Origin of the sequence: Bradyrhizobium sp. 41S5, from assembly GCF_011516665.3 — a bacterium.
Classification (GTDB): domain Bacteria; phylum Pseudomonadota; class Alphaproteobacteria; order Rhizobiales; family Xanthobacteraceae; genus Bradyrhizobium; species Bradyrhizobium quebecense.
This window is the reverse complement of sequence record NZ_CP083721.1, coordinates 1,861,228-1,875,306: the sequence shown is the minus strand read 5'-3', so window position 1 is coordinate 1,875,306 and position 14,079 is coordinate 1,861,228. Positions and strand designations below refer to the sequence as shown.

At 64.6% G+C, this 14,079-nt stretch carries 12 protein-coding genes; 4 read left to right on the top strand and 8 right to left on the bottom strand.

Annotation, left to right across the window (positions count from 1 at the left end):
• Window positions 1–145: 145 nt before the first annotated feature.
• Entirely contained in the window at window positions 146–775 is a 630-nt protein-coding gene (locus HAP47_RS08805; RefSeq protein ID WP_173638588.1) for a hypothetical protein, read from the top strand.
• Window positions 776–793: 18 nt separating this feature from the next.
• Here the strand turns inward: HAP47_RS08805 and HAP47_RS08800 are convergent, their stop codons facing one another.
• Window positions 794–1,210, bottom strand: coding sequence for an META domain-containing protein (locus HAP47_RS08800; RefSeq protein ID WP_173638589.1), 417 nt, complete (start codon window positions 1,208–1,210; stop codon window positions 794–796).
• Window positions 1,211–1,355: 145 nt separating this feature from the next.
• Window positions 1,356–3,026 carry an L-lactate permease gene (locus HAP47_RS08795; protein ID WP_173638590.1) on the bottom strand — a complete coding sequence of 557 codons (1,671 nt, stop codon included), beginning with the start codon at window positions 3,024–3,026 and terminating at the stop codon, window positions 1,356–1,358.
• Window positions 3,027–3,336: 310 nt separating this feature from the next.
• Between HAP47_RS08795 and HAP47_RS08790 the strand changes: the two genes are divergently transcribed.
• On the top strand, window positions 3,337–5,079 hold the full coding sequence (locus tag HAP47_RS08790; RefSeq protein WP_173638591.1) for an ABC transporter ATP-binding protein/permease: 1,743 nt from the start codon (window positions 3,337–3,339) through the stop codon (window positions 5,077–5,079).
• 156 nt (window positions 5,080–5,235) lie between these two features.
• Here the strand turns inward: HAP47_RS08790 and HAP47_RS08785 are convergent, their stop codons facing one another.
• From HAP47_RS08785 to HAP47_RS08770, 4 genes are all read right to left on the bottom strand, one after another.
• Window positions 5,236–6,225: a TorF family putative porin gene (locus tag HAP47_RS08785; protein ID WP_173638592.1), complete on the bottom strand. Its 990-nt coding sequence runs from the start codon at window positions 6,223–6,225 to the stop codon at window positions 5,236–5,238.
• Window positions 6,226–6,608: 383 nt separating this feature from the next.
• Complete coding sequence (locus tag HAP47_RS08780) at window positions 6,609–7,007, bottom strand: histone (RefSeq protein WP_173638593.1); 399 nt, start codon at window positions 7,005–7,007, stop codon at window positions 6,609–6,611.
• Window positions 7,008–7,220: 213 nt separating this feature from the next.
• The gene (gene glcF, locus HAP47_RS08775; RefSeq protein ID WP_173638594.1) at window positions 7,221–8,537 is read right to left on the bottom strand and encodes a glycolate oxidase subunit GlcF; all 1,317 of its coding nucleotides are present in this window, start codon (window positions 8,535–8,537) and stop codon (window positions 7,221–7,223) included.
• A complete protein-coding gene (locus HAP47_RS08770) occupies window positions 8,534–9,772 on the bottom strand; it encodes an FAD-binding protein (protein WP_173638595.1) in 1,239 nt (412 codons plus the stop codon). Before HAP47_RS08770 ends, glcF begins: the two co-directional genes overlap by 4 nt.
• A 315-nt stretch (window positions 9,773–10,087) precedes the next feature.
• On the opposite strand from HAP47_RS08770, the gene HAP47_RS08765 reads away from it, so the two are divergent.
• The gene (locus tag HAP47_RS08765; RefSeq protein WP_231168814.1) at window positions 10,088–10,573 is read left to right on the top strand and encodes a putative quinol monooxygenase; all 486 of its coding nucleotides are present in this window, start codon (window positions 10,088–10,090) and stop codon (window positions 10,571–10,573) included.
• Between the two features lie 45 nt (window positions 10,574–10,618).
• Here the strand turns inward: HAP47_RS08765 and HAP47_RS08760 are convergent, their stop codons facing one another.
• Window positions 10,619–11,764 (bottom strand): acyltransferase family protein, encoded by a 1,146-nt coding sequence (locus HAP47_RS08760; RefSeq protein ID WP_231168813.1) that lies wholly within the window; start codon window positions 11,762–11,764, stop codon window positions 10,619–10,621.
• Between the two features lie 382 nt (window positions 11,765–12,146).
• Here HAP47_RS08760 and HAP47_RS08755 point away from each other — a divergent pair, with 382 nt between their 5' ends.
• Entirely contained in the window at window positions 12,147–12,560 is a 414-nt protein-coding gene (locus tag HAP47_RS08755; protein ID WP_173638597.1) for a hypothetical protein, read from the top strand.
• On the opposite strand, the gene HAP47_RS08750 is transcribed toward HAP47_RS08755, so the two are convergent.
• Entirely contained in the window at window positions 12,557–14,050 is a 1,494-nt protein-coding gene (locus HAP47_RS08750; protein ID WP_173638598.1) for an FAD-linked oxidase C-terminal domain-containing protein, read from the bottom strand. The two genes, HAP47_RS08755 and HAP47_RS08750, sit on opposite strands and share 4 nt — an antisense overlap.
• Window positions 14,051–14,079: the final 29 nt, after the last annotated feature.

Below are 14,079 nucleotides of genomic sequence, written 5' to 3'. Positions count from 1 at the left end.
CCAAAAAACTTCGTGCTGCCGCAGTTCGGTCACCGAAAATTAAGGCTCGATTTAGTTTCGGGGATCATCCTTTGCGTCACCGAACACAGGTCACGCCATGCAAGACCGCGAGACGATCAGTCCTGGGAGCATCTGGCCAACGGATGTGACGGAGGGTCATTCGCCGGCGCAGACGGCGGACCTCTGGGACGTCTCAGGCGAAAACCACGACGCCGCCCTGCTGCTGCGGGAGCCATTCGCCGACCGGATCGGCACGGCGCTGCTGGCAGCGACCGCGCTGGCCGCAAGCTTCGTGCTGGGATGGACCGGCGGCGCCAACTGGCACGACTTTGCAATTCCCGCCGCGGTCCCGGTGGCCCAGAAGGAAGCGCCTGTCCCGCACGTCGCGGAGGCGCCACCGAGCCGAAAGAGCGAGGGCCCGCGCCGGACCGCATCCAACGCCGACCCCGTCGTCACCGGTAGCATTCCGAAGACCACGCCCGCCAGCCCGCGCCCGCTCGCGCTGGGCGCCGCGCCCACCACCCTGAACGCGCAGGCCGCGACGCTCGGGACGAAGCAGCCCGTGGCAGCGGCGGCGGAGACCCGGCCGAGTACGATTCCCGGATGGTCGGTGGTCGAAGTCCGCGACGGCACCGCCGTGCTCGAGGGGCCGGAGGGCGTCAAGATGGCCGCACGCGGCGACGTCGTCCCAGGCCTCGGCCGCGTCGATTCCATCGTACGCTGGGGCAATCGCTGGATCGTTGCCACCGCAAGCGGATTGGTCGCGACGCCCTGAGAGCCCGCGCGATCCGCGTCAGTTGCTGTTGATCACGAAACGCAGCGACTTGCTTCCCACGAACGTGACCTGATCACCCTGCCGTCGCCAGCTCGTCGTGTCGCCGAGCGCTGCCAGCAGATCCTTGTCGGCCTGCGCCCGGTCCGGCGTGCAGCTGCGGTTCACCATCGCGCCGGGAACGAACACGATGGTGTTGCCGGCAACCGAGAACTGGCCCTTGCCGCCGTCGCACCACAGCTCGAGGATCACCTCGCCATTGTCGCCGACCTCGATCGAGGGAATCCGCTTGGAGCCCGGCATGCGCGCGGCATCGAGCGTCATCACGAAGCCGAACGGGAATTCCTCCTGGGCCTGCACCGGCCTCGCGCCAAGAGCCGCTGCAACCAGCGCCAACGCGGCCATGCCGCCGTTCAGAATCCGCTTCATCGAGATCATGCCATTCCCAGCAATTGCGACGCCGCCCTTGTAGGGGACAAGGCTGCGATTGGCCAGAATGGCGGCGCGAGAAAAAGCGCTCGAAAAGCAAATCCCCGCGGGCTCGCACCCGCGGGGATCTTCGTTTGGGCGACGCCTCGCCTCTTTATTTCAGAACCATCGCCGTGAACGGGTAGACATAGGCCTGCAGGGTCACGAACAGACCGACCAGGCACGCCAGCACGATCGAGTGCAGGAACACGTAGCGCAGGATCGATCCTTCGTGGCCGTACCAGTTGGTCGCGGTGGAGGCGACCACGATCGATTGCGCGTCGATCATCTTGCCCATCACGCCGCCCGAGGAGTTCGCCGCCGCCATCAGGATCGGCGGCAGGCCGAGCTGCTCGGAGGTGATCTTCTGCAAATTGCCGAACAGGATGTTGGACGAGGTGTCCGATCCGGTCAGCGCCACGCCGAGCCAGCCAAGCAGCGTGCCGAAGAACGGGTAGAGCACGCCGGTCGCGGCGAAGGCGAGACCGAGCGTGGCGTCGACGCCGGAGAGCCGGGTCAGCGTGCCGATCGCCAGCATCGCCGAGATCGTGATCAGCGAGATCGCGCACAGGCGGATGGTGCGGCCATATTCGGCGATCAGCTTGAGCGGCGAGAAGCCCATCAGGAGACCCGAGATGATCGCGGCGATCAGCAATCCGGTGCCGGTGAACGACAGGTAGGTGAAACCGAACACCGCACCTTCCGGCGTCGGCTTGGCCACCACCGGCGGCACCTTGAAGATCAGCTTGTCGAGGTCGGGGACCGGATAGTTCCAGACGAAGTTGGCATTCGCCCAGGCCTTGAAGGCGCCGTTGCCCCAGATCAGCATCAGGATGCAGACGATGATCCACGGCAGCAGCGCGCTCCACAATTCGCCCTGGGTCAACGGCGTCTTGTCGAGCGGCTTGGCCGCCGTCATCGTCGCCGCCGATTCATCGCGGCCGCGCAGCGCGGGCGACAGCCAGAGCTGACGCGGCTGCCAGACCTTGAGGAACAGGATCAGCGCGCCCATCGAGATCAGCGAGGCGCCGATATCGACGATCCAGGGATTGATGTAGTTCGAGATCACGAATTGCGGAATCGCAAACGACACGCCGGTGACCAGGATCGCCGGCCACACCTCCTTCATGCCGCGCCAGCCCGCGAACGCCCATACCACCCAGAACGGCACGATCAGCGAGAACAGCGGCAGCTGCCGGCCGACCATGGCGCCCAGGATGTAGGGATCGAGCCCGGTGACCGAGGCAAGGCCCTGGATCGGCGTACCGAGCGCACCGAAGGCGACCGGCGCGGTGTTGGCGATCAGCGACAGGCCGGAGGCTGCGAGCGGCGAGAAGCCGAGCCCGATCAGCACCGCACCGGTGATGGCGACCGGCGTGCCGAAGCCCGAGGCGCCCTCGAAGAAGGCGCCGAACGAGAACGCGATCAGGAGCAACTGCAGGCGGCGATCCTCGGTGACGCCGCCGACCGCGCGTTTGAGCAGCTCGAACTTCCCGCATCTCACCGTGACCTGGTAGAGGAAGATGACGTTGAGCACGATCCAGCCGATCGGAAAGAATCCGGTGACGATGCCGAGGATCGATGCGCGGATCGACATGCCGGCCGGCATCGTGAACACGAAGATCGTGATCAGGTTGGTCACGATCACGGCGATGATGGCCGCGATATGCGCCTTTACCTTGCCGCTGGCGATCAGCACCAGCAGCGTGACCACGGGAATGGCGGCCGCGATCGTCGACAGCCCGGCACTGCCCAACGGATTGTAGATTTGATTCCAGGTGCTCATCTCGGGCTCCTTCCCACATTCTTATGCAGCGCCCCGGCCTCGGTACAGGCAGGCGCGCTGGTGCGATTGCGGGAGTCCCGTCGGAAGAATTGCAGCCCCGGTTCGCGAATGAACGATCGGTAAGGATCGCTCACATCCTCGCGAAAAATCGAAGGTCCCCCGCCCCTCGCCGTTGTCGTCATGCTAGGGTTGACTCGATCGCCGGGACAAGCCAACGCTTGCATGCCAGACCTACGACTTTAGTCGAAGATCACGCCGATTGTCCCGATACTTCAGGCCGTTGCGGCCACTTCCCCGGAGACGATAATCTGTGAACAACATTCGCTCGACGCTCGCGACGGTGTGGCGCATCGCCTCGCCCTATTTCAACTCCGACGACAAATGGGCAGGCCGCGGACTGTTGGCCGCGGTGGTGATCATCGAGCTCGCCAGCGTGTTTCTGACCGTGCTGTTCAACCGCTGGAACAATGTTTTCTACAACGCGCTGCAGGAGCGCGATCAGGCGGTCTTCACCTATCAGATCGGTTATTTCTGCGTGCTCGCGGCGTTCTGGATCGGCCTGAAAGTCTACCAGCTCTATCTCAATCAGTGGCTGCAGATCCGCTGGCGGCGCTGGATGACCACGCGCTATCTCGGTGGCTGGCTGCACGATGCCAACCACTATCGCATGCAGCTGCTCGGCGACGCCGCTGATAACCCCGACCAGCGTATCGCCGACGACACCCAGCGCTTCGTCGAACAGACCCTGTCGCTCGGGATCGGGTTGCTGAGTGCCGCGGTGACGCTTGCTTCCTTCGTGTTCATCCTGTGGGGCCTTTCCAATCAGGCGCCGCTGCATCTGTTCGGCAAGGACATCGCAATTCCCGGCTACCTGGTGCTGGGCGCACTGGTCTACGCGATCCTCGGAACGGTCTTGACCCATGTGATCGGGCGGCCGCTGGTCGACCTCAATTTCCGGCAGCAGCGGTTCGAGGCCGATTTCCGTTTCAACCTGGTGCGGACCCGTGAGAACGCCGAGCAGATTGCACTGCTCCGCGGTGAACCGGCCGAGCGCACGCGATTGCTCGATCGCTTCGGCTTCGTGGTCGGGAACTGGCTCGACATCATGCAACGAACCAAGAAGCTGACGGCGTTCACCTCGACCTATTCGCAAGCCGCCGTGATCTTCCCCTACGTGTTGATCGCACCGGCCTATTTCGCCAACAGGATCCAGCTCGGCGGCATGATGCAGACCGCTTCCGCCTTCAGCAGCGTGCAGGATTCACTGTCGTTCTTCATCACGGCCTACCGGACGCTGGCTGAATGGCAATCGGTGGTCGCGCGTCTTGATGGCTTCGAGAACTCGATCCGCGGCGGCGATGCGCTCGCGCAGCGGCAGGACATCATCCACGTCAGACCCACAGGCGGCGACGCCATCGAACTCGACGATCTCCTGGTCACCCTGCCGGACGGCAAGCCGCTGCTCGCGGCTGACGGCCTCAGCCTGCGCGACAATGAACGCACCCTTGTCACCGGCCCCTCCGGCGCCGGCAAGTCCACGCTGTTCCGCGCGGTGGCCGGCATCTGGCCGTTCGGCCGCGGCGCGGTCCAGGTCCCCGCCAACGCCAGCCTGATGATGCTGCCGCAACGTCCCTATCTGCCGATCGGCTCGCTGCATGACGCGGTGGTCTATCCGGGCCAGGCTGCGAGCTACGATGCGGGACGGGTCCGCGAGGTTCTCACCGCCGTCGGACTGCCGCAGCTCGCGGCGCGGCTCGAGGAAGAAGCGCACTGGAACCGGATGCTGTCGCTCGGCGAGCAGCAGAGGCTCGGCATCGCCCGGGCGCTGTTGCATGCGCCGCAATTCCTGTTCCTCGACGAGGCGACGGCCTCGCTCGACGAGCCCTCGGAAGCCGCGCTGTACCAACTGATCGCCGAGAAGCTGCCCGACACCACGGTGGTCTCGATCGGCCATCGCTCGACGCTCGACGCCTTCCACCAGCGCAACGTGTCGCTGGTCCGAGGCGGCGACCGCTTCACCTTGCGTGACAAGGTCGAGGCCGCCGCGTCGTAGCTGCATGACCGGGTCGGTTCGCGGCCACGGCCAGCAGCTGCCCCTCGCAACGCCGGCCATCGGCGAAGGCGGCCAGCCAAGCACCACCACCGGTACCCGCAAAAGCAAAGGGGCGGCAGATTTCTCTGCCGCCCCCGGGATCCTCGGAAGAGGAAATTACTTCAGGTTGGACATCGCGGTCAGGTCGACCGAGAGCTTGGCGATACCGGCCGCGCCGCACCAGTTGGAGCCCGTGCCGAGCGGGTTGATCGGGGTCACGTTGTTGGTGCCGCCCGCGGTATAGTCGCTGGTGAAGGCACTGCAATTGCCCTTCGACAGGTCGGTGTCGGAGTAGCGCAGATCGAGCGTGAACACCTTGTAGGTGAAGCCGATGCCGATGTTCCAGGTGTTATAGTCGGCATACTTGATGCCGTTCGGGAACGCCGGGACGCCGTAGAAGCTGTCGGAAGTGCCGAGCCACTGCCGGCCGAACTCACCCGACACATACATGCCGACGCCGCTGGTGCCGAACACGGTGCTGGGCGCAGTGTACTTGCCGATGATCGAGGAGTAGTTGCCCCAGGCGCCGGTGTTGAGGAAGTTCGGCGAGTAGTACTCGTTCAGGGTGAACGCCCAGTTGTCGTTGATGGTGTAGGTCACCTTGCCGTAGACTTCGAAGAACGAGACGTCCTTCTTCATGACGTTGCCGTTCGGCAGGAAGTTGAGGGCGCAATCGGCACCCAGCGCCTTGCCGGCGGTGTCGAACGGCGCGCCGTAGTAGCAGGTTCCACCCGGATACAGGTAACCCCAGACACCGATGTCGAAGGCGAAGGCGCCGAAGGTCGGGCGGATACCGCCGTAGACGTCGACTTCAGCCGCGGCGCGGTTGGCGAAGGAGATGCTTTCGGTCGAGGTGCCGATATAGAGCTGCAAGTCCTTGTTGACGTTGTAGCGCGGCTCGAAATAGGCGGTGACCGACGGATTGTGGTTGGACTGGGTGACGCCACGGAAGACGTAGTCGCTGACGATGCCGGCGCCGAAGGCGATGTCCCAGGGATCGAAGGGAGCCGGCGGCGGCGCCTTGACGGCCTTCACCGCCATATCAGCGGCCATTGCCGAGCTCGAAATCATTGCTAGCGCCGTTGCTAACAAAGCCAGTTTCTTCATGACGATCCCCATCTACTTTTCCAGACAGCCCAGCTCCGGTGGCCCCCAGGGCGCGCGATAACGGACTGCGACTAAATCGCGTGGGTTCAATCTGAAGCCCATGCACGGGACCGTGAAGCCAAAAAGACATGCATGTGCCGACTTTTTAGGCGTTCCAGCACTCTCGCCACACGTTGGTTGACGGGTGTTGCATTTGCACCACAAGACTCATGGCTCCCGCCCCGGTTGAGCGGCACGCAAAATCGGATTCGAGCAACAGTTCGACATGCTGCAGTCGGTATCGTCGCGAATCGCGTCTCCGCAAAACTACGGACCGCCGATACGGAAAAAGCCGCAGCGGCGTCCGCTGCGGCTTCGATCACGTGAACCGGTGCTGGTCCGGGCTAGTGGTGCTCGCTGTCGGACGTGCCCCAGCTCGGCGCCGGCTCGTGGCTCGGCGTGGCCCAGCTCGGGGCCGGCTGCGGCTCGGGCGCCGGGGGTGCTGCGACCGGGGCGGCCGGCTTCGGCGCGGCGGCCTTCTTCGGAGCGCTCTTCTTGGCGGCCTTCTTCGCAGCCGGCTTCGCGGGCGCGGCCTTCTTCGGAGCAGCCTTCTTCGCAGCCTTCTTAGTTGTCTTCTTGGCGGTCTTCTTGGCGGTCTTCTTGGCTGACTTCTTCGCCGATTTCTTTGCGGCCTTCTTCGCAGTCTTCTTGGCCGACTTCTTCGCGGACTTCTTCTTCGCCGCTACCGCCTTCTTGGCCTTTTTGGCCTTCTTGCTTTTCTTCGCCTTCTTCGACTTCGCCATCGTGGTCCTCCTGTTGCCGCTGATTTGAGTCCACCGCGTATTGAAGTGATCGCTTGCCGGTCAGCAGCTGCACCTCGAGGAGAGGCACCTTCCACTTCGCTTGTCGGGCATGATGGCCGCGCGATCGCTTCGCGTCTGTGGCAGGGAAGCGCCGGTCCTTCAGTTTGCGTCAGGGCAAGGCTGGGGTCCGGATCATGCTCGAATGGCAGTCGATCAATTCAATCCTGGCCGGGGACCTCCTGTCGCCCAATCGAGAAGCTCAATCGTGTGCACCACAGGAACTGACGTACCGCCGGCAATCTGAACCATGCAACCAATATTGCCCGCAGCGATCATGTCCGGTTTGACAAGCGCAATATTGGCGACCTTGCGATCGCGCAATCTGCTCGCAATGTCGGGCTGGAGAATGTTGTAGGTCCCCGCCGAACCGCAACACAAATGGCTCTCGGGCACATCTTTCACCACGAATCCATTCTTGGAAAGCAATTCTTTCGGAAGTTGAGTGATTTTCTGTCCATGCTGCAACGAACAAGCCGAGTGATAGGCGACGGTGATGTCGCCTTTCTGCGTTGAAGGCGCAAGCTCGAGGCCAGCGAGATACTCGGTGATATCCTTTGCCAGCGCCGAGATTCGCTCGGCCGGCTCGGCGAATGTTTTGTCCTCGCGCAGCAGGTAGCCGTAGTCCTTGACGACTGTCCCACAGCCCGAGGTCGTCACCAGAATGGCGTCGAGCCCGTTCTGGTCCGCTTCCCTTTGCCATACCGTGACGTTGGCTCGTGCGCGCGCCAGCGCATCGGTGTCCTGTCCCATGTGATGGGTCAACGCGCCGCAGCATTGCTCGTCCTTGACCAGCACCACCTCGACGCCGTGCCGGGTCAGCACGTTGATCGCGGCCTGATTGATGCGTGGCGCCAGCACCTGCTGGGCGCAGCCCTGTAACAGCGCGACCCGCCCACGCCGCCGGCCGGCCGCCGCAAACACGGTTCCCGCAGCCGGACCCGGCGGCGGCAGGCTGCGCGGCGCCAGCGCCAGCATCGCCTTGATCCGCCGCAGCAGGCCCGGGCTCGTCGCACCGACCGACGGCGTTGGCAGCAGCGCTGTGAACGGACGGGCGAGGCCGGCCAGGATCATGCTGATCCGGAACAGGCCCGGCCGCGGCAACACGTAGGCGAGCACCGACCGCAGCAGCCGCTCGGTCAGCGGCCGCTCGTAATCCCGCTCGATCCGGACCCGGGCCTGGTCGACGAGGTGCATGTAGTTCACGCCCGACGGACAGGTGGTCATGCAGGCAAGGCACGACAGGCAGCGGTCGATATGCTTGACCACGTCCGCCGTCGGCGGCTTGTCCTTCTCCAGCATCTCCTTGATCAGGTAGATGCGGCCGCGCGGACTATCGAGCTCGTCGCCGAGCAGCACATAGGTCGGACAGGTCGCGGTACAGAAGCCGCAATGCACGCAGGCACGCAGGATCTTGTCGGCTTCCCTGATGTCGGGATCGGCGAGCTGCGCCAGGGTAAACTCGGTCTTCATGCCCCCCCGCCTCGCATCATCCGGCCGCGGTTGAGGACCGACCTCGGATCGAAACTCGCCCGGACCCGTTCGCCGAGTGCCGCAAGCCCGGCCGGCTGCGGCTGGAACACATCGACCGCACGGCGCACATCCTCGGTGGCGCGGATCAGGGTGGCGTGCCCGCCGACCGCCTCGACCTGGCCGCGGACCAGCGTGGCTCGCGCGTCGGCGCCCGGCGGCACCGCGGCCCAAATCAGCCCGCCGCCCCAATCGTAGATCACATCACCGCCGGTGGCGCGCGACAGCGCCTGACCGAGTGCGCCGCCTGAAGCCGGCGGGCAAACAATGCGCCACACCGGCCAGGCCCCGAGCGCGCCGTTCGCCGCGAACGGCACCACATCCCGCAGCGCGCTCCAGATCGCAGCTGAGGCGTCGTCAGCGAGGCTCTCGACCGTTCCATAGGATGAGAGTGCCTGGCTGAGCGAGGCCGCCCGGTGCGCCGCCGACGCCGAAATGCCCTCAAGCCGCACCAGCGTGACCGACTGGCCGGAGGCCGCGAGGCCGGCGAGCGCGCCGGTCCCCGACCGCAGCGAAGAGCCGGGCAGATGCGCCGCGCCCGATACGTCGAAGGGCGAGCCCAGCGCTGCCGTCATCGCCTTGTTGGCGGCGACGTCGTCGAGCCCGCGCAACACCAGCGTGCGTTCCGCTTCCGGCTTCGGCATCACCTTGAGCGTCACCTCGGTCATGACCGCCAGCGTGCCCCAGGAACCGGTGAGCAGCTTGCAGAGATCGTAGCCGGTGACGTTCTTCACCACCCGCCCGCCGGTCTTGAAACTGTCGCCGAATCCGGACACCGCGTGCGCCCCGAGCAGGTGATCCCGGGCGCCGCCGGCCTTGATACGGCGCGGACCGGCGAGGCCGGCGCCGATCATGCCGCCGACCGTGCCGGCTCCCGCGCTGCCGAGCAGCACGGACATGTCCATCGGCTCGAAGGCGAATTGCTGGTTCTTGGCGTCGATCAGGGATTGCACGTCGGCGAGCGGCGCGCCGGCCTGCACCGTGATGATCAGCTCGTTCGGCTCATAGGAGCTGACCGCGTTCAGCACCGAGACGTCGAGCACCGCATTGGTCGCCATCGGATGGCCGATGGCGCGTTTCGATCCATGACCAATGACCTCGAGCGGCTGCTCGCCGGCGACAGCGGCGCGCACCATCTCTTCGACGTCCTGGACGTCTCTGACTTTCAGCGTTTCCACACGCTAGTCGGTAACGAAGTTTGGCTCCGAGATCAAATGCGACGAACCCCACCCTCGCAATGCCGACGGAATGGCCCGGGAGCGGGGCTTGCCACCCAACAAAGGCGGAAACGGCGGTCGGGCCACCCTGCTCGAGGTTTTGGCCCCATCGCGCGTCCTGCGCAGGCGGAGACGTAACACTTCGACCGAAGTCGAACCATTTTCACGACATCGACATTTCGACCGTCGCCTAACCGAGTGCGCAGCACGATCCCCTATCTGTCGCGTTGCGGTTCGGCCGGCAAGACGGTTGGCGCACTTCATCTGGAGGCGATCATGAAACGTTCGGACGTCACGACCACGACGATGATGCTCACCCGACGATCGGCCATCGGCTTATTCGCCGCGATCATGACGATCGCCGGCGTCTCGCCCTGGACCGGATCGCAAGCTCGATCGGAGCAAAACAACGGAGGAATGCAAATGAAGCACTATGCGATGAGCACGAGAACCATCAGCGATGCGATCAACACATCAGGCCTGCTGGTCGTGGCGCAATGGGAAGCAAAGGAAGGCCAGGCCGACAAGGTCGCGGCAATTCTCGACGGCTTCCTGCCCGAGGCGCAGAAGGACCCCGGCACCAAGCTGTTCCTGATCGGCCGCGGCAAGGACAATCCGGCGCAATTCCTGTTCTACGAATTGTTCCAGGACGAAGCGGCATTCAAGGCGCATGCGGAGAGCGCCTACTTCAAGACCTATATCGCGGAGCAGGCGCTGCCGCTGCTCGCCAAGCGCGAACGGACGCAATACGTGCTGCTGTGATCGAGGGCGCCGCGGGGAGGATACCAATCTTTCCCGCGGCGCGGATCAAATCGATGCGCTGCTGCTGCCGAGCCTTGCGCGCAGCTCGACCCGCTCGGGCGACCTGCGCCAGAAGCCGATGATCGAAATCCGCGACAGCGCCGCGGCCTCGAACGTCTCGACATGGCCGCGGAGCCGAAGCGCATGTTTCTCGACCAGATGCCAGGACGCGACGGCGACGCCGAAGGCGAGCGGCAGGCTGATCAGGATGTTCAGATACCAGTGCTGGACCGGCGGGCCGAACGCGGCAACGCACTGCTGGATGACGAACCCATAGAGATAGAGCCCGTAGGAGTAATCCCCTGACGACACGATCCAGCTTCGCCGTGGATTCATCAGGCCGAGATAGCACGCGACATAGGCGGCCGGCACCGGAGCCAGCGCATCGCCGCGTCCCGTGCCCATGCCGGCGGCACACAGCACCAGCGCGACCAGGAACGCCGTGCGGTTGAACGGCACCTTGTCGCGCCACAGGTAGAAGCCGACACCGGCAAGGAAGCAGAACACCAGAAGGTGCGGGCGAAGCTGGATCGCCACCTCTTCCCAGCCGTAGATGTCGTAGCTCACCAGCGCGACCTGAACGATCACCAGGAACACAAGGTAGGCCACCCTGTTGAAGCAGATCGTGGCCACCGCGAGCAGCGCCAGGATGACGTAGCACCACAATTCATATGGCACCGTCCAGAGCTGGGCATTCACCAGATCCGGCAGCGGATTGTGGAGGAAGACGCCCGGCAGCTCGTAATGGATGTCGCCGACCATATTGAGAAAATAGGCATGGAATTTCGGGTCGGCGACGTACTGCGCCAATGGCAGTTCGGTGAAGACCGAGCCGATGATGACGGCCGACAGCGTCGTCTCGACTGCGAGTGCGGGTCCGATCCGAAGCGCGCGCAGGCCTAGGAAAGAGATCAGGCTCTTGCACCGCTGCAGGCTCGCCGTCACCAGGAAGCCGCTCAGCGCGAAGAACAGCGCGAGGATCATCGCGATGCCGATGCGGAACGAGCCCAGGATTTGCAGCGCCCGGCCGAGCCCGAGCGTCACGTTCAGGCTGTGCAGGCAGATGATCGATACCGCCAGCGCAATCCGCATGTAGTCGAAACCTGCGGGCCGATTGCGCGAAAGAGCCAGCTGATCAGCCAGGCTGGGCATCGATGTGTTCCCAAAGACGTGCATCTTGGGAAAATACCGAGGAACAGTTGAAGGCCGTGTAAACGGTGGCCGCCGCAATAACAGCGACGCGCAACGGCAGTCCTGCCGGCTTGCCACGGCCGTCATGGCAAGCCTCCGTTAAGGTTATTGGATGACTAAAGTGGTCCGTCGAAATGTATCCATCGGAGAGTCGCAGTGTACTCGCAAGTTCCCGACGTCCGCCTGCGTCCGGGAGGCGGCACGGGGTCGACATCGATGCATGTTAGCCTTGGGGCCTACAACCGACGTGGCAGCTGATGCGCTAAAGGACAGGCCAGCGCTATCGTCATTCGACAACCGGCTATTTCGATCGCGGCTCAACCGCCGCAGGAGAACCGCTACTATGACCATCAAACCGACAGCCATCGCTCTGCTCGCGATGATCGTGGCACAGCAGGCGCGCGCCGCAATGCTCACCGACGCCGAGGCGTCGTTCCTCGACCAACTCGTCACCGCGGCCGCGGTGCTCGAACAGCGATGCATCGGCTATGAAGCCGATGGTGCCGGCGGCGTTCGACTCGGCGCCAGGCTTCTCGGCGGCCCCGACGCCGCCATGGCAATGATCAGCGCCTTTGACGCAGCCATCAAGGCGAACGATGGCAACGACTACGATCCGCGCAAATTCCGCCCCGAGGTGACCGAAGCGGCCAGCAAAACGTTCAAGCGGGTCCGGGCGGAGTTGCTCCAAGACCCGGAACGGGCCTGTGCCGACTATGGTAATACCAGCGCCGAGCTCGGCCTGCTGAGACGATACTAGAACCGCGGGATATCCGGGAAGGCCAGCTTGCCGGCGTGGACATGGACGCGGCCGAGCTCGGCGCAGCGGTGCAGGGTGGGAAACACCTTGCCGGGGTTGAGCAGGCCCTCTGCATCGAAGGCGCATTTCAGCCGCTGCTGCTGGTTGAGATCGATCTCGGTGAACATCTCCGGCATCAGGTCGCGCTTCTCGATGCCGACGCCATGCTCGCCGGTGAGCACGCCGCCGAGCTCGACGCAGCAACGCAGGATATCGGCGCCGAACGCTTCCGCCTTCTCGATCTCGCCCGGCTTGTTGGCATCGTAGAGGATCAAGGGGTGCAGATTGCCGTCGCCGGCGTGGAATACGTTGGCGACGCCGAGGCCGTATTTCTCCGAGAGCTCGCGGATCCTCGCCAGCGCCTTCGGCAAGGCGCCGCGCGGGATCGTGCCGTCCATGCAGAGATAGTCCGGCGAGATCCGCCCGACCGCGGGGAATGCCGCCTTGCGGCCGGCCCAGAACAGATTGCGCTCGGCCTCCGAGGTCGAAATCTGGCAGGAGGTCGAGCCGCAACCTTGCGCGATCGCCTCGACCCGCTTGATCAGCTCGTCGACCTCGACCTGGGGCCCGTCGAGCTCGATAATCAGGAGCGCCTCGACGTCGAGCGGATAGCCGGCATGGACGAAAGCTTCCGCGGCGTGGATCGCCGGCTTGTCCATCATCTCCATGCCGCCGGGGATGATGCCGGCGCCAATGATGGCAGCCACGCATTCGCCGGCCGCCTCGACCTCGGCGAAACCGACCATCAGCGCGCGCGCCGTCTCCGGCTTCTGCAAAATGCGCACCGTGATCTCGGTGATGACGCCGAGCAGCCCCTCCGAGCCGGTGATGATCCCCATCAGATCGTAGCCGGCATTCTCGGCCGACTTGCCGCCGATGCGCAGGATCTCGCCACTCATCAGCACGATCTCGCAGCCCAGCACGTTGTTGGTGGTCATGCCGTATTTCAGGCAGTGCACGCCGCCGGAATTCTCCGCCACATTGCCGCCGATCGAGCAGGCGATCTGCGACGACGGATCGGGCGCGTAATAGAAGCCGGCATGGGCGACCGCCTGGCTGATCGCAAGGTTGGTGACGCCCGGCTCGGTGACGACAACGCGGTTGTCGAAGTCGATCTCGCGAATCCGCTTGAACTTGCCGAGCCCGAGCAAGACGCCGTCGGCAAGCGGCAGCGCGCCGCCGGACAGCGAGGTGCCGGAGCCCCGCGGCACCACCTTGATGCCCTGCTCCTGGCAATATCTGAGGACCTTCGAGACCTGTTCGGTGGTATCGGGCAGCACGACGACCATCGGCGGCTGCCGATAGGCGGTCAGGCCGTCGGATTCATAGGCCAGCATTTCGGCGGCACTGTCGATCACGCCCTCGCCCGGGACGATCGCGCGCAAGGCGGCGACGATTTCGGCGCGGCGGGCAAGGACGGCCTGATCGGCCGCCGGCATCATGATGGACATTGGTGTTCCCTCGGAGCGCTCTGCGCTTT

Coding starts and splice junctions, on each gene's coding strand:
- HAP47_RS08800 (WP_173638589.1), bottom strand. CDS start 1,210: ATGATCTCGATGAAGCGGATTCTGAACGGCGGCATGGCCGCGTTGGCG.
- HAP47_RS08760 (WP_231168813.1), bottom strand. CDS start 11,764: ATGCCCAGCCTGGCTGATCAGCTGGCTCTTTCGCGCAATCGGCCCGCA.
- HAP47_RS08785 (WP_173638592.1), bottom strand. CDS start 6,225: ATGAAGAAACTGGCTTTGTTAGCAACGGCGCTAGCAATGATTTCGAGC.
- HAP47_RS08795 (WP_173638590.1), bottom strand. CDS start 3,026: ATGAGCACCTGGAATCAAATCTACAATCCGTTGGGCAGTGCCGGGCTG.
- HAP47_RS08780 (WP_173638593.1), bottom strand. CDS start 7,007: ATGGCGAAGTCGAAGAAGGCGAAGAAAAGCAAGAAGGCCAAAAAGGCC.
- HAP47_RS08765 (WP_231168814.1), top strand. CDS start 10,088: ATGAAACGTTCGGACGTCACGACCACGACGATGATGCTCACCCGACGA.
- HAP47_RS08750 (WP_173638598.1), bottom strand. CDS start 14,050: ATGTCCATCATGATGCCGGCGGCCGATCAGGCCGTCCTTGCCCGCCGC.
- HAP47_RS08755 (WP_173638597.1), top strand. CDS start 12,147: ATGACCATCAAACCGACAGCCATCGCTCTGCTCGCGATGATCGTGGCA.
- glcF (WP_173638594.1), bottom strand. CDS start 8,537: ATGAAGACCGAGTTTACCCTGGCGCAGCTCGCCGATCCCGACATCAGG.